At 69.0% G+C, this 23204-nt stretch carries 19 protein-coding genes and 1 pseudogene; 11 read left to right on the forward strand and 9 right to left on the reverse strand.

All coding sequences use genetic code 11. The features are described from left to right. Positions 1–100: 100 nt before the first annotated feature. Complete coding sequence (locus E1193_RS05100) at positions 101–1018, reverse strand: tyrosine-type recombinase/integrase (protein ID WP_132180727.1); 918 nt, start codon at positions 1016–1018, stop codon at positions 101–103. Positions 1019–1275: 257 nt separating this feature from the next. Between E1193_RS05100 and E1193_RS05105 the strand changes: the two genes are divergently transcribed. Next, on the forward strand, positions 1276–4206 hold the full coding sequence (locus tag E1193_RS05105; protein ID WP_165945640.1) for a DUF4365 domain-containing protein: 2931 nt from the start codon (positions 1276–1278) through the stop codon (positions 4204–4206). Positions 4207–4617: 411 nt separating this feature from the next. Here the strand turns inward: E1193_RS05105 and E1193_RS05110 are convergent, their stop codons facing one another. The 6 genes from E1193_RS05110 to E1193_RS05140 all read right to left on the reverse strand — a co-directional run bounded on the left by E1193_RS05110 (position 4618) and on the right by E1193_RS05140 (position 10848). Further along, entirely contained in the window at positions 4618–5322 is a 705-nt protein-coding gene (locus E1193_RS05110; protein WP_132180731.1) for a hypothetical protein, read from the reverse strand. Between the two features lie 721 nt (positions 5323–6043). After that, on the reverse strand, positions 6044–6688 hold the full coding sequence (locus tag E1193_RS05120; protein ID WP_132180733.1) for a GNAT family N-acetyltransferase: 645 nt from the start codon (positions 6686–6688) through the stop codon (positions 6044–6046). A 54-nt stretch (positions 6689–6742) separates the two neighbouring features. Beyond that, the gene (locus E1193_RS05125) at positions 6743–7594 is read right to left on the reverse strand and encodes a hypothetical protein (protein WP_132180735.1); all 852 of its coding nucleotides are present in this window, start codon (positions 7592–7594) and stop codon (positions 6743–6745) included. A 155-nt stretch (positions 7595–7749) separates the two neighbouring features. Beyond that, complete coding sequence (locus tag E1193_RS05130; protein WP_132180737.1) at positions 7750–8424, reverse strand: GPP34 family phosphoprotein; 675 nt, start codon at positions 8422–8424, stop codon at positions 7750–7752. A gap of 7 nt (positions 8425–8431) precedes the next feature. Then, a complete protein-coding gene (locus E1193_RS05135) occupies positions 8432–9442 on the reverse strand; it encodes an acetamidase/formamidase family protein (protein WP_132180739.1) in 1011 nt (336 codons plus the stop codon). Beyond that, a complete protein-coding gene (locus E1193_RS05140) occupies positions 9439–10848 on the reverse strand; it encodes an APC family permease (RefSeq protein WP_132180741.1) in 1410 nt (469 codons plus the stop codon). Before E1193_RS05140 ends, E1193_RS05135 begins: the two co-directional genes overlap by 4 nt. A gap of 1006 nt (positions 10849–11854) precedes the next feature. Here E1193_RS05140 and E1193_RS05150 point away from each other — a divergent pair. Then, positions 11855–13042, forward strand: coding sequence for a prolyl oligopeptidase family serine peptidase (locus E1193_RS05150; protein WP_132180743.1), 1188 nt, complete (start codon positions 11855–11857; stop codon positions 13040–13042). Here E1193_RS05150 and E1193_RS05155 read toward each other — a convergent pair. Continuing rightward, the gene (locus tag E1193_RS05155) at positions 13015–14403 is read right to left on the reverse strand and encodes a helix-turn-helix transcriptional regulator (RefSeq protein WP_132180745.1); all 1389 of its coding nucleotides are present in this window, start codon (positions 14401–14403) and stop codon (positions 13015–13017) included. The genes E1193_RS05150 and E1193_RS05155 overlap by 28 nt on opposite strands. A 531-nt stretch (positions 14404–14934) precedes the next feature. Here E1193_RS05155 and fxlM point away from each other — a divergent pair. From fxlM to E1193_RS05195, 8 genes are all read left to right on the forward strand, one after another. Next, complete coding sequence (gene fxlM, locus E1193_RS05160; protein ID WP_132180747.1) at positions 14935–16176, forward strand: methyltransferase, FxLD system; 1242 nt, start codon at positions 14935–14937, stop codon at positions 16174–16176. A gap of 12 nt (positions 16177–16188) precedes the next feature. Next, positions 16189–16344 (forward strand): FxLD family lanthipeptide, encoded by a 156-nt coding sequence (locus E1193_RS05165; RefSeq protein WP_132180749.1) that lies wholly within the window; start codon positions 16189–16191, stop codon positions 16342–16344. A 68-nt stretch (positions 16345–16412) separates the two neighbouring features. After that, positions 16413–19160, forward strand: coding sequence for a lantibiotic dehydratase (locus tag E1193_RS05170; protein ID WP_132180751.1), 2748 nt, complete (start codon positions 16413–16415; stop codon positions 19158–19160). Then, a complete protein-coding gene (locus E1193_RS05175) occupies positions 19157–20227 on the forward strand; it encodes a lanthionine synthetase C family protein (protein ID WP_132180753.1) in 1071 nt (356 codons plus the stop codon). The genes E1193_RS05170 and E1193_RS05175 overlap by 4 nt, the downstream gene beginning before the upstream one ends. 12 nt (positions 20228–20239) lie before the next feature. Further along, positions 20240–21022, forward strand: a complete 783-nt coding sequence (locus E1193_RS05180) for a thiopeptide-type bacteriocin biosynthesis protein (protein ID WP_132180755.1) — start codon at positions 20240–20242, stop codon at positions 21020–21022. A gap of 30 nt (positions 21023–21052) precedes the next feature. Further along, positions 21053–21487: an NUDIX domain-containing protein gene (locus tag E1193_RS05185; RefSeq protein WP_132180757.1), complete on the forward strand. Its 435-nt coding sequence runs from the start codon at positions 21053–21055 to the stop codon at positions 21485–21487. Positions 21488–21522: 35 nt separating this feature from the next. Further along, the gene (locus E1193_RS05190; RefSeq protein WP_132180759.1) at positions 21523–22092 is read left to right on the forward strand and encodes a nucleotidyltransferase family protein; all 570 of its coding nucleotides are present in this window, start codon (positions 21523–21525) and stop codon (positions 22090–22092) included. A gap of 102 nt (positions 22093–22194) precedes the next feature. Continuing rightward, entirely contained in the window at positions 22195–22335 is a 141-nt protein-coding gene (locus E1193_RS05195) for a hypothetical protein (RefSeq protein ID WP_207922573.1), read from the forward strand. 9 nt (positions 22336–22344) lie between these two features. Here the strand turns inward: E1193_RS05195 and E1193_RS05200 are convergent. Further along, positions 22345–22437: pseudogene (locus E1193_RS05200) on the reverse strand (haloacid dehalogenase); the annotation flags it as partial. 197 nt (positions 22438–22634) lie between these two features. On the opposite strand from E1193_RS05200, the gene E1193_RS05205 reads away from it, so the two are divergent. Continuing rightward, the gene (locus E1193_RS05205; RefSeq protein ID WP_132180761.1) at positions 22635–23162 is read left to right on the forward strand and encodes a DUF6244 family protein; all 528 of its coding nucleotides are present in this window, start codon (positions 22635–22637) and stop codon (positions 23160–23162) included. Positions 23163–23204 lie beyond the last annotated feature (42 nt).

Here is a 23204-nt window from a genome sequence, read left to right on the forward strand (position 1 = left end):
ACCGAAGGACTCGGGGCTGTGCCACGCCGCGTGACTGCTGTTCTACTGCCCGATGTTCAGGCAATCCCATACTCAACTCGGCAAAGCCGTGAGCGGTTGGTCATGTTCCGGAGGCCGTGTAGGCGGCGAGGATGTAGTTGGGGTGCCGGTCGAGGTTTTTGCGTGTGCGGTCGTAGCGCATGGTGGTTTCGGGGTCGGCGTGGCGGGCGGCGATCTGCACGTCGCGCAGGCTGACGCCGGTGTCGAGCATGGTGGTCACGAACGTGTGGCGGAGCATGTGGGGATGCATCCTCGGCATCCGGATCCCTGCGGCAGTGGCGAGGTGTTTGAGTCGGCGGGTGGCGGCGTGCCGGTCCATCCGCCGAGCGTGGGTGTGGCGCAAAATCGGCCCACTGGTGCGCTCGCCGACGGCTCGGTCGATAGCTCGGGCCATCGCCGGCGGCAGCGGGACGAGCACGACCTTGCCGCCCTTGCCGCGCACGCGCATGACCCGGCGGCCGTGTTTCTCGCCCAGGTCGGCGATGTTCGACCCGCAGGCTTCGAAGATCCGCAGCCCGAGCAGGCCCAGGAGGGCGACCAGGGCGAAGTCGTTCGGGTTCGAGGACGTGCGGGCGGTCGTGATCAAAGCTTCGAACTGTAGGTGCCCCAGTTCGAGGGTCGGCGACTCGGCCGGCACCGTGGGGCGACGGACGTAGTCGGCTGGCGAGTGCTCCAGGATCGCGTCGATGACGCAGACCCGACAGAAGCCGACCACGACCGACAGCCGGCGGGACACCGTCGAGGGCTGGTACCGGCGGACGTCCTGCAGCCATCGCACGTACCGCTCGATATCCACCCGCGCCGCAGCCAGCGGGTCAAGGCCGTGCTCGGCGCACCAGCGCAGGAAGACCCGCAGGTCGGACTCGGTGTGGACGCGAGTCTGGCCACGGTAACGGCCGAGGAAGGCCGACACCGCGGCGCGCACAACGAGTTGATCGGCCAGCACGACAGGGGAAGCGGAAGCAGGGGAGATAGTCATACATCACCGTGCGTCACCACCGGCGATGAACACCAGTCCACCTGAAGCGGCAGATGAGTGAACGTGGCATCGGCCTCGTCGAGTCTCTAGTGCGGCCTGAACCGTCGTCGAATTGCCGACATGCCCTACCTCTGTCGGGCGCGTGCCCGAGGGTGGCCACGCGCGAGCGCCTGCGTGTCGCCGTCGGTCGTGCGGGTGACCGAGGTTCTAATATAGGGTCAGCCGCAGACTCGTCGCCTCGGCCCCGCAGGAGTTTCATGCGTGCCTCCAGGCAAGAACAGACCGGCGGCGCCGGCGTGTCCCATGTAAAAGAGAAGTTCCAGGACATTAACTGGGGCCCGATCGAGAACACAGAGCATGACCTCGGCGTCGACCTATTCGTGCAGGTGCGCGACGAGCGGCGATTCGACCGCGGGGCATTGGTCGGCGTCCAGGTCAAGGCTGGCGACGCGAAGTACTTCGCCTCGCCGGCGAGGAACGAAGCCGGGGAGGTCACCGGCTGGTGGTACTACGAGCCTGACGCGGAGCACTTCGACGACTGGGTTCAACACGGCCTGCCGCACCTCCTTGTCCTTGTCACGGATGGGCCAGGCCGGACGGCTTACTGGGTCCACGTCACGACTGACAAGATCGCCAGAACGGGGATGGGCTGCAAGATCCTGGTTTCCGCGTCGCAGCGCATTGACTGGGACAACTTCGATGCCCTCATGACCGCCGCCACCTCAGCGAAGGCATCCCCAGACCTGCAAGGCTCCCTGTACCGCGCAGGGCCGAACGCCGTTCCGCCCGCGCGGGCACTCCGCCATGCCCTGCTCGCCCCCCGTCTCATCGCCCCCTCAGCCGGGCGGACCGGCTATGACAAGACTCTGTCACCTGAGGAAGCCATCGCCCTCATCACCGGTGGGCGCACGCAGGATCTTGTCCGGTATACCCGGAAGCGAAACATCGTCGCCGGGACGACCTCGCCGGCAGTCCTCAACCGCGACATGGTGAAGGCGTCGGAAACGTCGAAGGACTGGCGATGGCGGCTGTTCAACGCCCTACGAGCTTTTGCCCTGGACGGGGACACCGAGCCGGCCGTCCGGCTTGCCGCTGCAACTGCGGCTGCGGAGAACGTGCCTGTCGAGCGGCGCGCCGCCGCAGCCGTCGTGGCCGCCACCGCGTTGATGGACCTCGAACGGTGGGACCAGGCTGCAGAAGTCCTCGCGGGGGCTGAGGCACGCGACGATCTACTTCCCGTTGACCATGGCTGGGTGCTCACTCACCGAGCCCAAGTGTTCGTCGAGCAGAACGATATCGCGCAGGCCCGAGTCCTAGCGGCTGAGGCACTCAAGACCCTAAGCCGCGACCTCGACGATGTGACTGCTCGGGCGATCCGCGCGGCGGCTGCTGCCGTTCTTCTGTCGACATCTGGGCTTGACGGGGAAGGGGACGAGCAACAAGAGTACGTGACCAGCTTCGACACTGCGGTGTCCTGGTGGCGCAGCGGCGAAGTAGCTGCCGCCCTGGACAGCTACGACGACATCTCGTTCGACAGCTGGAGCCGGTCCGCGGACATCGGGGCGGAGCTGTCCGAAGAATCGCAGGAACGACTGAGCGGTGCCTGGTTGGCCGCTTACCTGAGCGGTAACCGCGCGGCGGCTACCTGGCCGCTCACAATTCGGCTGCGGCACGAATTGCAGCACCAGGAGATCGGATGGCGTGACGCCCGGTGCGACGAGGACACCTATAGCGGTGCGGGCACCGCACCTACCGCGTCGGGTGCGGCGGCCCGGCGGATCGAGGCGGCGCTCGACGCTCTCCGCAGGCACGGGCAACACGAAGATTTGAAAGTTGCCGTTGCGCGGTTGTGGGCTGTCGGACCTGCCGAACCGATCCGGGCTGCGTTGCGTCGGAGCGTCGATCAAATGTGGCGAAGAAGCACCGCCCGGGCCCACATCGCACTCCTCGCTGGGGGCGGCGATCTCCTGGAACCCGAAACTGCCGACAAGGCCGCCCACGGCTGCCTTGAGGTTCTCGCTGACGTCCCGGTGTTCCGGCAGCGGGTGCGGCCCACCTTCATGGAATGGCACTTCATTCCCAAAGCGCTGCGCACGGTGCTTCCAGCAGCCACGGACACTCTGCACGTCGAGGCGCTCGAATTGCTTCTCGCCCGCATGAAGGCGGACCACCCCGATCGAGAAGCGGACCTGCACGCCCTTGCCGTCAACATCCGCAGTGACGTCGCAGCCCGCCAGCGCGATCGTGTCCGCCGCGCCGCCGTGGCGCAGGAGGGATATCTGTCTGCGCTCTTGCTGAAGAAGCTTTCCTCCGAGGGCGATACCGAGGCCCTGGTGGAACTCCGGAGCCGGGCGGATGCCGGGAATCACGAGGCGGTCGTCGCCTTGGGCGCACCGGTAGATCTTGGTGAGCTCGCGGCACGGACTCTAATCGGACGTGATGTTGAGCAGTGTCGCCGGCTAGTGGCCGACGCTAGAAGGGGTTCTTTCGCTCCGACGGCAGCCGTACGGAACCTTCTCGTCATGAACTTGGCCTTTCCTGACCTCGCGGACTGGGACCCGGTGATCGAAGCGCTCTTCGATCCCCTCGTCGCCCCACCGGCCAAGGCGGACGCCGTGCGTATCCTCACTGCGGCGATCCACGTCCCTGACCACATCCGAGCGCAGGTGCGGCAGCGTCTCACGGCGCGAGGACCGCACGCGATCGCGAGCACGCCGTTCCTCAGCGCACGTTTCGGCGACATCGCGGCCGAGTCCTTCGCACTCGCCGTGGCGGTTGGTGCCGTGGACAACGCCTGGGCATTGCGGCAGGTCCTGACGTGGCTCCGCGGTTCGGCAGCGAGACGGCGCGGCGCATCTGAGATCGTGATGGCGCTTAGCGCGAGGGCGGAAAGCCCGACCATCCAAGGTGCGCTGGTTATGTTAACCGGCGACTCACAGCACCAGATCAGAAGTGCTGCCACCGCCGCCCTGATCCGAGGAACCGCGCCTGGTGCCCATCCGGAGGTCGAGCAGGCGATCCTGGCCGCCGCATCAGAGGAAGGCTGCGCCGTCCCTTTCACCGTCGCGCGCGTGCTGGCTCGGACCGAGGAAGCATGGACGGGTCGTTCTCACGTCCGCGATCTGCTCAGCTCCCACATCTCAGCACGTGTACGCGGCGCCGTCGCTGACACGTCAGCGTCTACCTAAACGGAGCAATGTTGCCTTCGAAAACCACGTCACCGAGAGCACCACGCCTCAGAGTGTGCGCCACATGCCCCAATAGCGCTGAGTCGGAGGCGAAGCTCCGCCGCTGAGACGACGTGACAGCACGCGATCAGCGGCAGATTAGGATGACGTCTTGGTCGGATGTCCGCTGTATTCAAGAACGGGGGCGTGGCTTCTGGCCGCCCCAACTCCGGTCGCGGCCGGGCTTCGTTAGCGAACACGCCTCCGGCGAAACTTCCACAGTGCATATCCCATGCTGCGGGTCGTCGCGGCGTTAATCGAACTCGCCCGGGCGATCTGAATCCTTGGCCCGGCTGGACTGAACGCGTCTCCCAATCCCCTTTTGCAGCAGCGCCAGTGAGCTCAACGAACGATAGCCAACTCAGCCCGACCTCAGTGACTGGCCAGCTTAATAGCTCGATCCTTCGGAAGTCGCCAACCTGCGGGAACCCGATCGTCAGCGATACCCGGATTGGGGGACGGCAGGTGCTGTTCCTCGATCCGCACCACGTAGCGGTGCCACCCCGACTCTGCTTGAAACCTTGCCAACCAGAGTTCCGTCGCGCCCAGTGGTTGGTCACTATCCGGCCGTGCCCGACCTCGGAACCAGACGTCCGAGATGCCCTGGGGGAGGATAAGGTCATCGACGCGCTCAGTTGTTCCGTCGTCATAAGAATCGGACAGTCGGTAGAAGTAGTGGCCTTCCTTGTAACTCCGCGCAAACAAGAAGAGGTGTCGCTCATCGGCCGATTCGGCCAGGAGTTTGTCGCAGTTCTCACGGGCCCAGTCCTCCGCAAGCATCTCGGAGCACACCTGCGCGAGCTCATTCAAGCGCAGGGGGATCGATCCGCCCTCGGTCTGGGGATGCCCTGCCTTCTTTGCGCGTGCCCATTCACCCATCAGGCTCGTGGCTGGGGGTGAGGTGACCTCAACGATGCCCCGGCGCTCCTGGCCATCGCCGTACACCCAAGAACCGTCCGGCTTCTTGTCACCAGCGCCAGCGTCCGCGAGCTTGATGTCGACCCCGAGCACGTGCTCCAAGGTCAGAAATGCGATCTCTTCCTCACGGCTTGCCTTCGCCCCGGCCGCGTTGCTCATGGCTTGAAGAGTAACTGAGCGCAGGCAGAGCGGGTGCGTGAAGGGTACCCGTGAAGCCCTTGTCAACGAGAAACCGCAGGAGCGGGTTCACGAACCTCGCCGTGCGCTCTAGTGTCGCGCAGTTAATATTTTTTACGTGGCTTGGTGTTGCTTCGTCCTGGTTGATACGGGCTCGTGGCGTTGACGCAGCAGTAGTGGGCAGACCTGTCCAGTCCGGTGGGTGACCGGCGGGCGCGCTCCGTAAACGGTCCGCGAAGCACGCCCGTCGCATTGGCGTGCGCCAGCGGCGATCGCCGTGAACGTGCTCTCATCGGCCAAAAGCGGATATGTGATCAAAGTGGAGGGGCATGCCATCTTCCTACATAGGGTCACGCTGATCGGGAGGTCTTGATCGTGAGGGTGGGGCCAAGTCATACCGTCGCCGACTTCATCTCCTCAACCGCGGTGGGCCAATGCGGGCGTCTGGGTGGGACCCTCCATGGCCGTCAGAATCAACGAGGGCCCGGCGACCGGGGTACCTGCGACGGGTGTACGAGGTGCTCTGCCGTCTTGGGCTGCGGCTAGGTGCCCGCGTACTGGATATCGGGCTTGGGACAGGGCATAAAACGATCTCTCGTGGCCGCCGGTGCCTCGGTGCTGGCGGTGAGACCGTTGTATCCAGGACCACGTGCGGGACGGCGCAGGATTCGCGGCGGTTCGGTTCGTAAGGCCATCACGCGGATCAGACGTCCAGGTCCCCGGCGTGCGCCCCGCCGGCCGCCCGGACGGTGCCGCGGGAGTCGGGGTCCGGGGTGCGGCGCATGGGGGTGATGGCCGGGCCGTCGGACAGCGTGATGGCTTCCTGTGGGGTGTAGCCGTAGCGGATGTAGAGGTGCTGGCACGTGCCGGTGGTGTCGGTCCAGGAGGGCAGGTCGATGCGGTCGAGTCTGTCGCGGTGGTGGGTCAGCATGAGCGCGCCGACACCTCGCCGCTGGGCGGCCGGCGCCACGGCGAGGAACGCCAGGTGGTAGTGCGGTTCGGTGGGCCGGCGCGCGCTGAGCAGCCCGTCGAGGATCTCGAAGCGGTCAGCGTTGCCGCCTGCGGCGTCGGCGAGGCGGCTGCGGTAGTTCGCCGGTGGCGGGATGCTGCGGTAGCGGTGGAAACCGACGGTGGCGGCGCTCAGGTCGTCGGTGACGTGGATGTCGCCGTAAAACATCGCGTGTTCCACCCAGATCGCCGCCACCTCGGCGAGGACGCGGTGCCGGCGGGTCGCCTCGGGCACCAGCCAGGCGGCCAGCGGGTCGGGGTGCAGGGCGTCGGCGATGAGCGCGGCGACCTTGTTCCTGTCCGTCCAGCGGGCGGCGCGGATGCGAGCAGTGACGTCCATGAGGATTCCTTCAACTGTCAGACAGGGGTGGGTGCGTGGGTCGGGAGGCGGGTGTCAGGGTGTGTTGGTGGTACTCGTGCGGGTGTGGACGCGGAACAGCAGGTAGTCCTCGACCTCGCTGGTGCGGGTGTGGCCGCCCCTCGGTTGCTTGAGGTGGGCGCGTTCGTACGCGAGGACCTCGCCGGTGCTGGGGTGCAGGATGAGCAGGCTGCGGGTGGCGCCATCGTCGCTGGTGGCGCTGACGCCGACACCTGTGCGGCCGGCGCGGTCTCGCACCGCGGGGTGGTAGTGCAGCCCGTTGGTGTTGTGGAGGAGGGTGAGGATGGCGGTGCGGGCGTCGCGGCTGGGTGTGCGCCAGGTCGTCAGGCCGGCAACGGCGTGCAGGACCGCCGGCGCGTCGAGGAACGGCGGCGCGATGCGGATGATCTGCGCGGTGAGGCCGGCGGCGTCAGCGGCGATGGGGCCGGTCACGGCGTCGAGCGTGTCCGGCTGGTAGGTCTCGTCGGTGGCGGGTTGCCGACCGGGCGGGTGACGCAGGCTGATAACGCGTCCTGAGCCGTTGTCGGCGCGCCGGTGCCGCTGCTCGAATACCACAATGGTGCTGGTCGCATGCCCGCCGTCGATGCGGGCGTCGGCTGCCAATTGCCGCACCTGCACGAACGAGAGGCGGCCCGGGACGTCGCAGTTGGCTTCGGCAGCGACCTGGGGAAGCACGCGGACGGCTGGTTGCGGCGCGGGCAGCGCGGTGGGTGGTGTCGCGGCGGTCCGCGCGGCGAGGGCGCGTAGTTGGGCGCTGGTCAGCGGCGCGAGGATCTCATGCGGGGCGGTACTTGTTCGGGCGGCCGGCGCGACCCGGCGGTCGCTGTTCCCCGGCGTGGTGGTGTGGGTGGCAGCCCAGGTGGGCACGAGGGCAGCAGCGGCGAGCAGGCCCAACACGGACAGCGCGGCAGCGATCCTGACGGCAGGCCGTCGACAACAGCGGGTCGGCGGGTCGGCGGGCGTCGACGTTGGGTGAGGTGGGCGGATCATGGCCGATGGCTCCGGGAATCTGTGGGCGATGGTCAGCGGTAGACGGTGGTGGCGAGGTCACCGACTGCCGCGTCGACGGCAGCGGTGATATCGCGTACCGGTCGGTGGTGTTGGGCGGCGATGGTCTTAAGGCGGGTGGTGAGGGTGTGGGTGTCGTCGTGGAGGTAGAGGTGGTCGGTGAGGCCGAGTACGGCGACGAGTCCGGCGAGGGCGGCGGTGTGGTTGTCGGGTTGTTCGTGGCCGGTGGCGAGGTAGCGCAGGCGGGCTCGGGCCACGACCGGCCATTTGGTGTCGGTGGTGAGGTAGGTGTCGGCGCGGACGAGGCCGCCGAGGCGTCGGCGGGTGTGGTGTCGCAGGATCCCGGCGGCGACCAGGCCCGCGCGGGTGCGTTCGTACAGGTCGTCGGAGAAGCCGCGTAGCCAGTCCCGCAACAACGGGGCGGGGCGGGCGTGGCGGATCGACGTGGTCGCGGCGTCGGCGATCAGGTCATCGACGGTGCGGTCGGTGTGTAGCCGCAGCCACCGGTCTCGGGTGGGGTTGTCGCCGGTGGGGCCGAGGACGACCCGCCCGGCGAGGTACAGGTCGATCAGGACCGCGCCGGCCAGCCCGAGTGCCAGGGCCTGCCGGTGGATGTGCGGGTGGCCGGTGTCGTCGTCGTGGCCGAGCAGGAACAGCTCGTCGCGCAGCGGCAGTCGAGGAACACTCATCGTCGTCCTACCTTGGCCCGGCGACGGTCTGCCGCAGCCGGCCGTGGACCCCGTCGTAGGCGGGGCCGGGTTCGGGTAGCAGTGTCTTGTCGACCGCGGCGAGGACGGTGTAGTCCGGGTCGCAGACGTTACCGATCGGTGCCCGACCCGCCTGCGAGATGAGCTGGTAGGCGTCGAGGGTGTCCAGCCCGGTCAGCTCGCTGGTCCAGGCGACGAGGTCGTGGTGCGCGATGCGGTAGGCGTCCTCCAGGGGGCGGGCGCAGCCGATCGAAATGATCTCCCGGTCTGTTTCCAGCCGCGGCCACACCGTCGGCACACCCTTGATCACCTCGACCGCGAGGGTCGTGACGGTGGCGATCTCCACCCCGACACCGCAGGCCTCGCCCTCGCCCTGACGGGCGTGGCCGTCGCCCAGAGCGAGCATTGCCCCGTGCACCCGCACCCCGAGGTAGAGCGTGGTGCCGGCCCGCAGTTGCGGGGTGTCGAGGTTCCCTCCGTGGGTGTCCGCGACGATCGTGGAGCGGGCTTCGAACCCGCCCGGGGCGACACCGATCGTGCCGATCATCGGATCCAGCGGCAGGTCAACGCTGTGGTCGCTGTCGGTGGCGTGGAACCGCACCAGCCCCGCCTCCTGGTCGATGTCGTACACCCACACCCGCTCCTGCAGCGGCGGCTGCAGCGTCGCGGTACGCGAGGTCGACGTGAGCGCGCCGAAGTGTGGGAATGTCGACGACACACCCCAAGCCCGGGCCGGTGTGACCGAGGCGAGATGAACCGCGAGAGTGTCGCCCGGCGCGGCGTCTTCGACGAAGAAGGGCCCCGACACCGGGTTCAGGTACGGCATCCGGCACACCTGCGACGGCAGGTCCCCTGGGCCGCGCACCAGCCCACCGAAGCAGTCCTCGGTGTGTACTTCGAGGATGTCGCCGGAGCGGACGTGGGCCACCGGGAGACGGCCGCCGAATGTGTAGGCCAACTCGTCGCGCGCCGGCCGGTAGGTGATCTTTCCCCTCGTCATGACACCCGCTCCACGTCACGCCGCCGCCCCGTGGCGGGCGCCAGCCCGGACAGCACCGGCCGGCGACCCGACACATACAGGCCGGCAAGAACAACCACGCCCAGGGCCAGCCAGGCCAGACCGAGGCGCTGCGCGGCGATGTCGGCGTTGACCACGACGAAGGCGAGGATCCCGAACCCGACACCGGGCATCACCAGGTGCGCCCACCAGTTCCCGCTACGCCGGCGGATGAGGTGATGCACGACCACCGAGACGTGCAGGACCAGGAAAGCGACCATCGCCCCGAAGTTGATCAGCGACGACAGCAGCCTGATCCCGTCCGCGAGGGTGGCCATGTACAGGCCCAGGGCGAGGGACACGAACCCGGTGAGCAGGGTCGCGTTGATCGGCACACTACGACGGATCGACACCCTCGCCAGAAACGTCGGGAGTTGCCGGTCCCGCGCCATCGCGTACAACAGCCGGGACGTGGCCACCTGCGCCACCATCGAGTTCGGCAGGCCCCAGGCGATGGCCGTCGCGACGGCGCACAGGGTGGCCAGCCAGCCTCCGCCGGCCACCGCGGCGGCGTCGTAGAACGCGGTCCCGTTCGGGTCACCGTCGGTGAGCAGACCGGCAGGGTCGGGGACGAGCATCGCGGCCAGCCACGTCTGCGCGATGAACAACACCCCCGCCAGGAGGAGGACGGCGGCCATGGCACGGCCGATCTGCCGAGAGCCGCCCTTGGTTTCCTCGGCCAGCATGCTGATGCCGTCGAAGCCGAGGAAGGACAGCACCGCGATCGACACCGCCCCGGCTACCAGCGACCAGGTGAACGTGTCGGAGTTGTAGAACGCCTCCCAACTGAACCGGCCCCGGCCCGAGGCGAGAGCCCAACCGGCGACAGCGAGGAAGACCGCTAGGACGATCAACTCGCCGACGAGCATCACCCGGGTCACCATCGCGGTCATCCGGATCCCGACCGAGTTGACGATCGTGTTGACCGCGACGAACCCGAGCAGCCACAACCAGACCGGCACCGCCGGCACGGTGGCGTGCATCGCCACCGACGCCACCAGGTACAGCAGCCCCGGCACGAGGACGTAGTCGAGCAAAATCACCCAGCCGGCCAGGAAACCGGCCGGCGCGCTGATGCCCCGACCGGCGTAGTTGTAGACGCTGCCGCTCATGGGGAACGCCTTGACCATCTGTGCGTACGAGAACGCGGTGAACACCAGCGCCACCACACCGACCGCGTAGGCCAGGGCCACCATGCCGCCGGAGCCGGCGTACACGCTGCCGAAGATCGCCATCGGCGCGATCGGCACCATGTACACCAGCCCGTATGCGACCAGGTCCCGGAAGCGCAACCTCCGGGCCAACTCTTGGCGATAGCCGTAGCGTGCCAATTCCTCCTGTAGTTGCATCGAGCCCTTCCATTGACGTCGTTATCAGGTGACGGAACATCCATTGCCGCGCCACCCGTGAATGGCCTTACCGCTCCGAATGGTGGCTCGATTCGAATGGCTTGGTCGATACCGAAGATGCGGACAAGAACTGTTGTCCGCATCGGCGTTGCCCCTGCGGGAGCGGACCGGCCGGCGGGCAGTTCGCGAGGGGCGATCCAGCGGCAGGAACAAGGCGCTCGGGCGTAGAGTCGGCCACGTCTGACACTTGCGCCGGCCTGGAGGACTGAGACCTGCCGCTGGCCTTGCCGACGCCCGGCGACCGGTTGACGAGCCCGCCGTTGCCCGGTGGCGCGTGGTAGTTGTTTGAGGAGGGCCCGTGAGGCTGGCGGACAGGATCGCTGAAGTGTCGGTGGATGATGCCGTCCGCGCCTCGGTGAGCTACGACCAGCTGCGTGCCGGTGATGACGGCCTGTACTGGCTGGAGACTCGCCCCGAGGCCGGCGGGGGTGCGACGGTGACACGCTGGCGGCCCGACGAGGGCGCGCATACCGTCAGTCCGGAGAGCTTCGACATCACCAGTGGCGTTCACGCGTACGGAGGCGGATCGTTCGCTGTCGCCGAGGGCACGTTGTGGTGCGTCGGCGGAGATGGCCTCTACCGGAGCCGTCGTGACGGCGATGAACTCGAATTGGTCAGCCATGGAACCTTCGGCGCCCTGACGATCGGCGACGGCGAGTTGCTGGCTGTGCGGGAGTCGGAGCAGGGTGACGAACTCGTCGCGGTGTCGCTCACCGCTGCTCCGCAGATACGGACTCTCGCCTCGTCCCGGGGATTCCTCGGCGCGCCTCGGTCGGGTCCGGGATGGTTGGCCTGGACCGCGTGGAGCGAGCGCGACATGCCCTGGGACGCGTGTGAGGTCTGGGTGGCCTCCTACTCGCCGCGTGGTGTGGTCGAGTGCCCAGTGAAACTGGCCGGCGGTCCGGATGAGTCCGCGGTGGAGCCGCGGTGGGGACCCGACGGGGCGTTGTACTTCGTGTCGGACCGCACCGGCTGGTGGAACCTCTACCGGTGGGACGGCCACCAGGTGAGGCCGGTGGCGCCGATCGCGGGTGAGTGCGCCGCGGAGCCATGGGAGCTGGGTTACGCGTCGTACGACTTCCTTGACGACGGCCGGATCGTCGTGGCGGTGCAGGAGGGGCCGCGACACCGCCTCGTTGTCATCGAGCGCGAAGGCACTGTCCGGCCGGTCGACCTCCCGTACACGTCGATCAAGCCGTACCTGGCCGTGCGAGGGACGACGGGGGCGTTGATCGGATCGTCACCGACCGCAGCCCCGCAGGTCGTGCTCGTGGACCTGGCTGACGCCGGTCGCCGGGTGGAGGTGCTTGCCAGGCCGGAGCACGCCGCACTCGACGGGGCGCGGGTATCGACGCCGACGGAGCTGCGCGTTCGAGTGGCGAGCGGTCGGGAGGTGCTTGCCCTGGTGTATCCGCCGACGGGTTCGGCGGCGGACTGGCTCGCACCGGTGATCGTTCGGGCGCATCCTGGGCCTACCGCCTCCTGCCTGCTGCGCCTGGATTGGCAGGCGCAGTTCTTCACCAGCCGTGGGTTCGCCGTCGTTGATGTCGACTACCTGGGCAGCACCGGGTACGGCCGAGCATTCCGGGAAGCGCTGTACGGCCGGTGGGGCCTGGACGACGTCGATGACTGTGCGGCGGTGGCGGAACACCTGCTGTCGGCCGGGCGGGCGGTGCCGGGGCAGGTGTTCATCCGGGGTGCCAGCGCCGGCGGATACACTGCGTTGCACGCGGTGGCGCAGGACGGCCCGTTCGCCGCCGCTACCGCCGTGTCGGCGATCGTGGATCCTGACCGGTGGGCGGAGACCGTACCCCGGTTCCAGCGGGCACACGCGATGCGGCTGCGAGGTGGTGCGGGCCGGATCCGTGCCGCCGCTGTCCAACGACCCGTGCTGCTCATTCATGGCACCGCCGATGAGGTGGCCGTGGTCGACGATGTGCGCGAACTCGCTCACGAGTTGGGCTCTCTGGGCATGTCGTCCGAGGTGTTGCTTCTTCCTGACGTCGGTCACTATGTGGCGACGTCCCGTCGAGCCGGCGCGGCGCTGGAGGCGGAGCTGGCTCACTACCGCTCGGTGATGGCGGACGCGGCCAACGGCCACGGGGGCTACACGGCCGCCAGCGGTAGTCGGTGACGCACGTACTCGCCGAACTCGCGGACCTCCGGCTCACACCGGTAGGGATCAAGGTCGGCCTGTACCTCGACGATGCGCTGTAGGCAGCGGTGGGAGGTGGTTCGTGCGGCGTGGTCCACTGCCTGGCGTGCGGTGGCGCAGGCTTCGTCGATGCGGCCGACCGCAGCCAGCGATGAGGCCAGGAGCGCGGTGTCGAGGGCGAGTCGCCGAACGTGGGTGGGACTCAGCGCGGTGAGGGCGTCGCCCAGGTGCCGCTGGGTCTGCTGCGGTCGGCCCAGGTCGTGGAAGCAGTGGGCGATCTCGTCGGCGAGGTACGCCGCGTCGAAGTACCGGATCCACGGCGGCTCGTCCTCGGGCTTGCTGCGGGCCAGTTGCCTCTCCGCGATGTCGAGGTGGCTCAGGCAGTCGCTCTCGAGTCCAAGGCGGGCGTGCGTGCGCGCCACCACCGCGTGTAGCGCGGCTGCCACAGCGGGCGTCGCCTGGGTCTCGCCTCCTCTCACCGCCGTCAGCGCCATGCGCCGCGCCGGCTCGGGGTGCCCGCAGTGCAGCGCGAGGTGGCCGATGTTCACGGCGAGTAGATAGCTGCCGTACAGGCGGTCGTCGGCGGCTTCCGTCAGGCGTAGAGCGCGTAGGTAGCGGCGCTGGGCGAGGCCATGGGCGCCGGTGTCGACCGCCTGGTACCCGCAGAGCTCGAAGAATCCCGCCGCCAGCGTGTAGAGATGGCGGCCAACAGCCTCGGAGGTGGGAGTATTCGCCAGCAGCCGGTTCAGTTCACCTTCGACGTACCGCTGCACCTGGGCGTGGACTCGTCCGGCACCGTGGGTGTGGTCCAACTGCCGGAACATCGCCAGAGCGGTCTCCGCTGATTGAAGATCCTCTTCGTCAACCTGGTCAGGCGAGCCGGATCGTCCGGCTGCGGACAGCCGGGGTCCCGCCGGAGCGTTCAGCCAGTCCAGGGCGGCGCGATCGAGGACACCGGGTTGGAACGGAACCCGAGCGACCATCTCGGCCAGCCCCGACGGCTCCACAGGGCGATCGGACAGCAGGCCGCTGAGGCCGCCGCAACCGGTTGCTGAGGAAGCGGTCTGCCTGCCTTCGCTGGTCCGGTTCTTGTCGAGCAGCGGTAGCAGGCGCATCAGGGAGCCGCCGGTCGCCAGCGCCTTGTCGCAGGCCTCGACGAACTCCCGGGAGGGGAACCGGTCGGCCGTCTCCACTCGACGCACGAGATCGGCACTGAAACGGATCATGGCGCCCAGCCGTGCCTGCGAGAGATTGGCGCGTTCGCGCAGCCGGCGCAGTTCGGCGCCGAAGAAGTGGCGCTCGGACAGGGATGGCTGGAGCATCCGCGGAGTTTGACCCATAGCACCGCCTCCTCGGGTTGTTCGCACCACCATGGCGATGAGCAGCGTGGATATCGTGCACATAGGGTCACCCAGTGTTCAGCGCGACGCAACCATGAACACCGAGATGCGTAGGTGCGGGAGAGGCCATCGGTGGCGCACATGCGGACAACCGCTTCGTCCGCATGGTTGGCATTTACTCCACCGACTCGACAGGTGAGTGTGGAGACGGGGCGCCGGCTACTCGTCAGATCCGCTCCTGTCCTGGACCAGCGCGGGAGGTTGCAGTGGAGCAGAAGACCGTTCCACCCGCCGTGATCGTGATACACGCCGGGCGCCCTCGGCCATGCCCACCCCGTGCGAGCGATCATGCCCATGGGCGTCCCCGCATTTGGCTGGGATTTCGCCGCGCGACAGCCGGAGGCCGGCATATCGACTCCAGACTTCTATGCGACCTGGCGAGTCCAGCGGCTTGACGCTGTGTTGAGCCGAGAAGAGCGGAACGACGGGCCATCCGATCGGGAGGCCGTGATGGAAAGGGAGAGCACCCGAATGAGTGTCGACACGGCGAGTGGCGAGGATCTCCATGCCGCAATGGTCGATCAGCTCGTCGCTGATCACGCGGAGAAGGGGCTGGTCATGCGGCCCGAGGTGGAGGCGGCGCTACGGTCCGTGCCACGTCATCTCTTCACACCGGATGTCGCGCTGAAGGAGGCGTACCGGGCCGACCAGGCCGTGGTGACGAAGCGGATCGGCGATGAGGCGGTCAGCTCGGTGTCGGCGCCGTGGCTCATCGCGGAGATGCTCGGTCAGGCCGCAGACGCCATCGACGGCGGGTTGGCCGGCCGGCACGTCCTGGAGATCGGTTCCGGCGGATACAACGCCGCGCTGCTTCGCGAGCTGGTCGGCCCGTCGGGCTCGGTCACGACCGTTGACATCGATCGCGAGGTCACCGACCGGGCCACCGCCTGCCTCACCGTGGCGGGTTACGACGACGTGGTCGTGGTGTGCGCGGACGCCGAGCAACCGGTCAACCCGGGCCGCACATACGACTTGATCATCGTCACGGTCGGCGCCTGGGACATCTCACCGGCCTGGACCGCGCAGCTCGCCGAGAACGGAACGCTGGTCGTACCGCTGCGGACGTTCGGGCTGACCCGCTCGTGGGCGATGCGCCGGACGGGCGACCGGCTGGTCAGCCACAGCCAGCGGTTGTGCGGGTTCGTGTCGATGCAGGGCGCCGGGGCACATCAGGTGCGGTACGTCGACATCGCTGACGGAGTCCACCTGCGGCTGGACGAGGACCAGCAGGTCAATCGCCACGCCCTCGGTGAGCTGTTGGCGCAGGCACCCGCTCGGGCATGGGCCGGGGTGAGCCTGCCCCCTCGCACCGTCCTGGCTGACCTCGACCTCTGGCTGGCGGCCCGCATCACCGATGCGGGACAGCAGTTCGTTGTTCTCACGGCCCAGCAGGAGGCCGTCGATGCGGGCGTCGTCGCCTCGGCGTGGCGCTTCGGCACACCGGCCGCCCTCGACAACGGCGCGTTCTGCTACCGCTCGACGCTGCGCTGGAACGACGACGACATGTTCGACCTGAGCGCCTGTGCACACGGACCCGACGCCGCGGCGGCGGCCGGTCGGATGGTCGGACAGATGCGCGCGTGGCTGTATGCGGGCAGCCCCTCGCCGGTGCTGCACGTCCTGCCCGCTGGTACTCCCGACGGCGACCTGCCGGCCGGGACGGTGCTGGACAAGCGGCACAGCCGCTTCGTCCTCACCTTCACCCCCGCATAGAAAGGAACGCACGTGAACGAAACCGACGCCTCGGAGTTCGCCCTGGACGTCAGCCTGGTCGACGCCGGCCCCACCGCAGGCGGCTACGCCACCGCCACCGACGACGGGTGCGGCTCCGGCAACACCGGCTCCAACGCCTGCACCACGAAGTGCGACGGCGGCAACTGACCCATCCGTTCCTCTCACGATCGGGCCCGACGTCGAGCGCGTCGGGCCCGTCGACTCGGTGGTGCATCATGGTTCCCGCAGATGGTGCGGCGCTGATCAGAATCGCCGCCTACCCCAAGGGCCTCGTTCTGCCTCCCTGGCCCGACACTGCCCACGGTCATCCGGATCAGTGGCGCGAGTGGCTGGACAAGACGTGGACGCTGCCCGGGTTCGCGGCAGCCGTTACCGGCGCGGCGCCGCAGCTGGCCAACCAGATCCAACGCACGCTGAGCGGGGAACCGACGCCTCAGCAGCGACTGCGGCGCCTGGTGCAGTCAACGGTCCGATACCTGCTGCGCTGGACCACCCGTGCGACCCCGTTCGGCATGTTCGCCGGCGTCGCCCCGGTCCAGTTCGGCACTCGCGCAGCGGTCCGCCTGGGCGAGGCTCATCGCGCGGTCTCCCGCCCCGACGGCCAGTTCATCGCCGAGCACACCGCGCGGGCCGAACACGACCTGGCCACCCTGCGCACCGTCCCCGTCGTGACTAACTCCTTGGGATACCGGCGCGGCGACAGGTGGGTGCTGCCCTGTGCCCACGCCAGCGACGATCGGCGGTGGGACGTCGAGGTCCGCCTGACCGGTCCGATCCGGGCGGCGATCCAGGCGGCGCGGTCCCCGGTCAGGTTCGCCGACCTCGCCGCGACGGTCGCCGGACCCGCCAGCATCGCCGACGCCGAGCGGCTGCTGGCCGAACTGGTCCACACCAGGGTGCTGCTGTCGGCCCTCCGCCCACCCATGACCGCCACCGACCCGGCCTCCCACGTCGCCCGCCACTACGCCATCCCGGAACCGGGCAACCGGACCGCCGTCGATCTCCGCGCCGACATCGCGGTGGCCCTGCCCCCGCCGGTACTGCACGAGGCGGAGCGGGCCGCGTCCACGCTCGTGGCGGTAGCGCCGCCTCACGCCGCCGGATGGGCCGAGTACCACAACGCGTTCATCGAGCGGTGGGGTCCAGGAGCGGCTGTTCCCATCCGTGATGTGCTGAACGTGCTGGGCTTTCCAGCTGGCTACCGGGGATCCACTCGCCGCGCCCCAGCGCTGTTCACCGCCCGCGACCGGTTGCTCGGACAGCTCGCGCAGCAGGCCGCACTCCATGGCTGCGCCGAGGTGGCGCTCGACGACGCGCTGATCGACCGGCTGCGCGAGGACGACGACCGGCCGCCGATCCCGCACACCGAACTGCGGTTCACCCTCGCCGCCGACACCCCGCGCGATCTGGACCGCGGCGCGTTCACCCTGACGGTACTCAGCGGGTCCCGCCACGCCGGGGTCGCCGCAGCCCGGTTCCTGCATCTGCTCACCCCCGCCGAACTTGCCGGATTCCAGCAGGTCTACCGGCATCTGCCGACCGCCCTGCCCGGCGCGTCCCCGCTGCAGCTGTCCGGACCGCCGCTGGACGCCCGCCTCACCGCAGTGGCCCGGACGCCCGAGCTGCTGCCAGTACTTCCTCTCGGCGACTTCCACCCGGCACCGCCGTGCACGGTCGAGGATCTGGCGGTGACCGGCGACGGACGCGGGTTGTGGCTGGTATCGCTGGCCACGGGTCAGCCCGTCGAACCGCTGCTGTTCAACAGCGTGCTGCTGCCCACGCTGCAGCAGCCGCTGATGCGGTTCCTGACCGAGATCTGGACCGCATGGACGGCACCGTGCAGCCGGTTCGACTGGGGACACGCCAGCGGCCTGCCGTTCCTACCCCGCCTACGGCGTGGACGCGCCATCGTGCACCCCGCTCGCTGGATCATCGACCACACCGCGCTTCCCGCTCAGGGCACCGCTTGGCCGCAGTGGCGTGACGCCTGGCAGCGACACCGCCACCAGCGGCACCTCCCGCAGCAGGTCCTGGTCGGCGACGACGACATCCGCCTACGCCTTGACCTGGACAACCACGTCCACCTGACAGTCCTACGCGACCACCTCGACCGGCATCCCCGCACCGTGATCACCGAGGCTCCAGGACCAGCGGGCTGGATCGACGACCGCCCCGCCGAACTCCTGCTCACCCTCACCCATCCCGCGCCGGCCACCCGAGCAGCCCGACCAGCCCGAACCGTCACCACTGTTCAGAACTGGCCTGGGCAGTCAGGGTGGCTGGAGGCACACCTGCACGGTCGGCTCGACGACATCCTGGCCGACCTCGCCGGCCGCTCCGCCGACCACCTACCGGCCGGCTGGTGGTTCCTGCGATATCCCCGCCCCGAGCCGCACCTGCGGCTACGCATCCCGCTTCCGGGCACCAACGGGTTCGCCGACATCGCCCGCCATCTCGCCGGCTGGGTGCAGCACCTGCACGATGTCGCCGTCATACACGACTACAGCCTGCACCCGTACCGCCCGGAAACCCGCCACGGCGCCGCGGCGACCCTCGCCGCCGCCGAGAGGGTGTTCGCCGCCGACTCCCGTGTCGCCCTGCACAGACTCACCGGCGACCGACAAGCCACCACCGCCGCCGGGATGATCGCCATCGCCGACGGCTTCACCGGCGACGGGCCGCGCTGGCTCGCCACCCACGTCCCCCACCGGACCGGTCCCCGCCTCGACCTCGCTCAGCTCGAACACGCCCGGCGCCGGGTGCACGACGAGCGACTCGCGGCAGCGCTGGCCGCCTACCGGTCGTTGGTCGTCGATGATGGGCTCGACCCCGACGAGGTGCTGGGCGACCTGCTGCACCTGCACCACGCCCGCATGATCGGCGTCGACCTCGCCTCCGAACGGCACTGCCTGCGGCTGGCCCGAACCATCGCCCGCACCACCCTCGCCGGCCGTAAGCCGTGACCGCGGGACAGTCCCTCGCCGACGGCGCGGCCGGCATCGCCCTGCTGCATCTGGAGACCGGCAACCGGCCCGCAGCATACGAGGCACTGCGCCACGCCACCGCCGGTGGCGTGAGCACCGCCGACGGGGCCAGCCTCTTCTACGGCGCTCCCGCACTCGCATTCGTCCTCGCCACCACCGATCACCCGGGGCTCGCCCAGGCACGAGCGGCCACCGCCGACGGCACCGCCACGGTGACCCGCCGACGGCTCGACGCCGCCCACCGCCGCATCGACCGACACCAGCAGCCGCACTACGCCGAGTACGACCTCATCCGCGGGCTGACCGGGCTCGGCGTCGTCCTGCGCCGACTCGGGGATCACGACCTGCTCCGCCAGGTCCTGGACTACCTCGTCCGGCTCACCGAACCGCGAGGCGAACTGCCCGGCTGGTGGTGCTGGAACGGGCCCGAACGCCGCCAGCCACCGCCCGTCGGCGGTCACGCGAACTTCGGCATGGCCCACGGAATCACCGGCCCACTGGCGCTGCTCGCCCTCACCCTCCACGACGGCATCACCGTCGCCGGACACACCACGGCGATCAACCGCATCAGCCGATGGCTGGACACCTGGCAGCAGCACACCGACGGCACGATCTGGTGGCCGCAAACCATCACTATCACCGATCTGCGCCGCGCAACACCGGCCCAGCGAACCCCGCTGCGGCCGTCCTGGTGCTACGGCACCCCCGGCATCTCCCGGGCCCAGCAACTCGCCGCACACGCCCTGCACGACACCACCCGCCAGCACCTCGCCGAGACCGCGTTCATCAGCTGCGTCACCGACCCCGGACAGATTCGGCGGCTCACCGGCCGAGGCCTGTGCCACGGCACCGCCGGACTGTTGGCCACCGCCCGCCGCGTCGCTTCCGACGCCCTCACCCCAATGCCCCTCGACCTCGTCGACGATCTCCACCGGCAGGCAGCCCTCACCACCAACGAGCCCGAGGGGCTTCTCGATGGCAAGGCGGGAGCCGACCTCGTCACCGCCGCCGCCACCGCCTGGGACGCCTGTCTCCTCCTCTCCTGAGAAAGAGCCGCCGTGGATGACATCCCCTGGCACCAGGTCAATATCACCTACCCTGGGCAGACCGCCCGGGAGCGCGAGCAACACGCGGTCGTCCACCTCAGCCGAGTGCTTCCCGCCGCCGAGACCGCCGGCCTGATCACGTCCTGGTGGTTCATCCGCAAAGGCGCCTGGCGCATCCGCTACCTCCCCACAAAGCGTTCAGACAGCGGAGACCAGGCCCGTCGGCTACTCACCGAAGGGGTCACCTGGACCGGCGACATCTACGAAGCCGAGACCCACGCGTTTGGTGGCCACGACGCCATGACCATCGCGCACACGCTGTTCCACCTCGACAGCCGCCACCTTCTTGCCTACCTCCACCAGCACCCCACCACCCGGCGCGAGCACTCCCTCATCTTGTGCACTGCCCTGATGCGCGCAGCAGCACTGGACCTCAACGAGCAAGGCGACGTATGGGCACAGGTCGTCGAGCACCGCGCAGCACACCTCAACCAGGCACCCAGAACCGATGCCCGCAGGTGGGAGAGGTTCACCGGAGACGTTTGGAGCCTGCTGCTCGGCGCACCTCGCACCACCAGCGACTGGCACACCGCATTCGCGAACGCCGGCGCAGCCCTACACCGCCAACGGGAAAACGGCACACTCACCCGTGGCCTCCGGGCAGTAATCGCATTGCACGTGATCTTCCACTGGAACAGGCTCGGACTACCCGCCACCACCCAGGCCACCCTCGCCCGGGCGGCCCAGGAAGCAATCTTCGGCCTGCCCAATCCGCACCTGCCAGACCCCGGGTAGACGCACCAGGAACGAGTGGAGGAAGGTGCCATGCCCGAGAAGGTGATCACCACCAAGGTTCTTTGCTATGTCGTGCGGGAAGGGCACTTGCTCGTCTTCCGGCATACCGACTTCCGCTACGAGGAGGTGGGCATCCAGGTTCCGGGCGGCAGCGTCCGCCCGGGTGAGGATCCGGCGGACGCGGCGCTACGGGAGGCCCGCGAAGAGACCGGACTGACGGGGTTCAGCGTCGTGCGCATGCTGGGGGAGGTCGAGTACGACATCAGCCCGCTCCGCTTCGAGATCCAGCGTCGGCACGTCTTCGAGTTGACGTTGCACGGGGCGACGCCCGAGCGGTGGGCGAGCCAGGAAGACCACGACGGCGAGCGGGAGCCGACCCGCTTCGAGTGCTTTTGGATACCGTTACGGGCCGCGCACGTCCTGCAGTCCGGCCAAGGTGCCCTCGTGGGCCGGTTGTTCGACTGACCCAGGAATCCCAAACAGTGGTAACAAGGGAAACAATGCGGGAAGACGAACTGCGGAACTTGATCCGGCGCAGCCCGTGGCTGATTCGGGCACTGGGCGTCGTCCGGGACTCCGGCCCGCCGGACGCCTGGATCGGCGCGGGTGCCATCCGCGACCTGGTCTGGAGCGAGCGGTACGGCGACGGCTTCGACCCCTCGCTGGTGCGGGACGTCGATGTCGTCTTCCTCGACCCAGCGCACCTGAGCCGCGACAACGACGACCGGGCCACCGAGCGGCTGGTGGCGGCTTGGCCGGAGCCGCCGTGGGAGGCGAAGAACCAGGCCGCCGTGCACACCTGGTACCCGGCCAAGTTCGGCGGCGGCCCGGTGGCCGCGTTGCGCACCATCGCTGACGCGGTCGCTACCTGGCCCGAGTACGCCACCGCCGTGGCGGTACGCCTCGACGCGTACGACCAGATCGCGGTGTGTGCACCGCACGGCCTCGACGACCTGCTGGACGGGGTGTGGCGGCGCAACCCGAGCAGGGTCAGCCCGGGGATCTCCCGGCAGCGACTCGCCCGCCATCGCCCCGCCGAACGCTGGCCCGGCGTCCGCGTCGTGACCTGAGCCGGCGTTCGAAGCCCGTGAAGGGTTGCCGCCAAGACCTGCGGTCCCTGGGCCTGGAGCAGCGGCTACGGCGACCACGCCGCCGACTATCTCCACCAGGCGATGGACGCCATACAGAACAACTGGTACGGCACCGGCCTGGAGCGGGTCAGGGCTGTCCGGCCCGTACTCGGCGACAGCAGGCAGCTCGACGAACGGATCGCCGCCCTCGCCGCCAGCCGAGCCGCCCTACCCGGCAGCTAGGCCGCTGACTCGAGGTACGCCCAGCCAGTCGGCCCAGGTTCCGTACTCCCGGGACTCGTCGACGATCGACTCACCCACGTCGGAGAACACGCTCGCGATCACCCAGCGATTGTGTCCCTATCACCGAACGTGATCAACACTGATGTGCGCCGCCCTGTCGCCGCAGTCGTGGCTGACCAACCGCGCGACTGCTCGCATCGCGGCGGCGCCTGTCCTGCCGTGTCTGGTGGCCCGGTAGAGAGCCCGGTAGGTTCGGCTGTCGAGCGCCTTTACTGTCGTCGATTGGGGATGCCGGCTACGTGTCGCACATCGAGAAGATCAGCGGTGAACTTCGCGGGTTGATGGCCGGGGTCGAGCGCGCGCAGGGGTTGGCGGCCGCGGCTGACAGGCAGGCGCAGGAGGTGGCGTTGCGGGCGGCGGGCGCTGGCTTCGCGGCGGTGGCGGCGGGCGCGGCGCGGGTGCGGCACGCGATCACGGGTATCCAGGGTGGTCTGGGTGGGCTCGGCGGTTCGCTCGGTGAGGCGGTGAAGGCCACCGCGGCGGTGCCTCAGGAGGCCACCCCGCAGGAGACGATCGCCGGGCTGGCACCGGTGCAGAGCGCCGTGGACAAGGCTCGTGAGGCGGCTGCCGGGGTCATCACCGCAGTCGGTGAGGCGCAGCAACTCGTCGCCAGGATCCTGCAGGGTGGGCAGCCCGGGCCGCTGCTGCAGGCCCTGGACAGCATTAAGCAGGTCCTGGTGACGGTCGTCGCGGGCACCGCCGGCACCCGGCAGTCCATCGAAGCGGCGATCGCCGAGGCGCGGCAGTTGGGATCGTCGGGAAACTGATGGGGGCTGGCGGTCATCCACCGGCCAGCCCCGCCCCTGACA

The sequence above is a fragment of the Micromonospora sp. KC606 genome, assembly GCF_004348675.1.
Lineage (GTDB): Bacteria > Actinomycetota > Actinomycetes > Mycobacteriales > Micromonosporaceae > Micromonospora.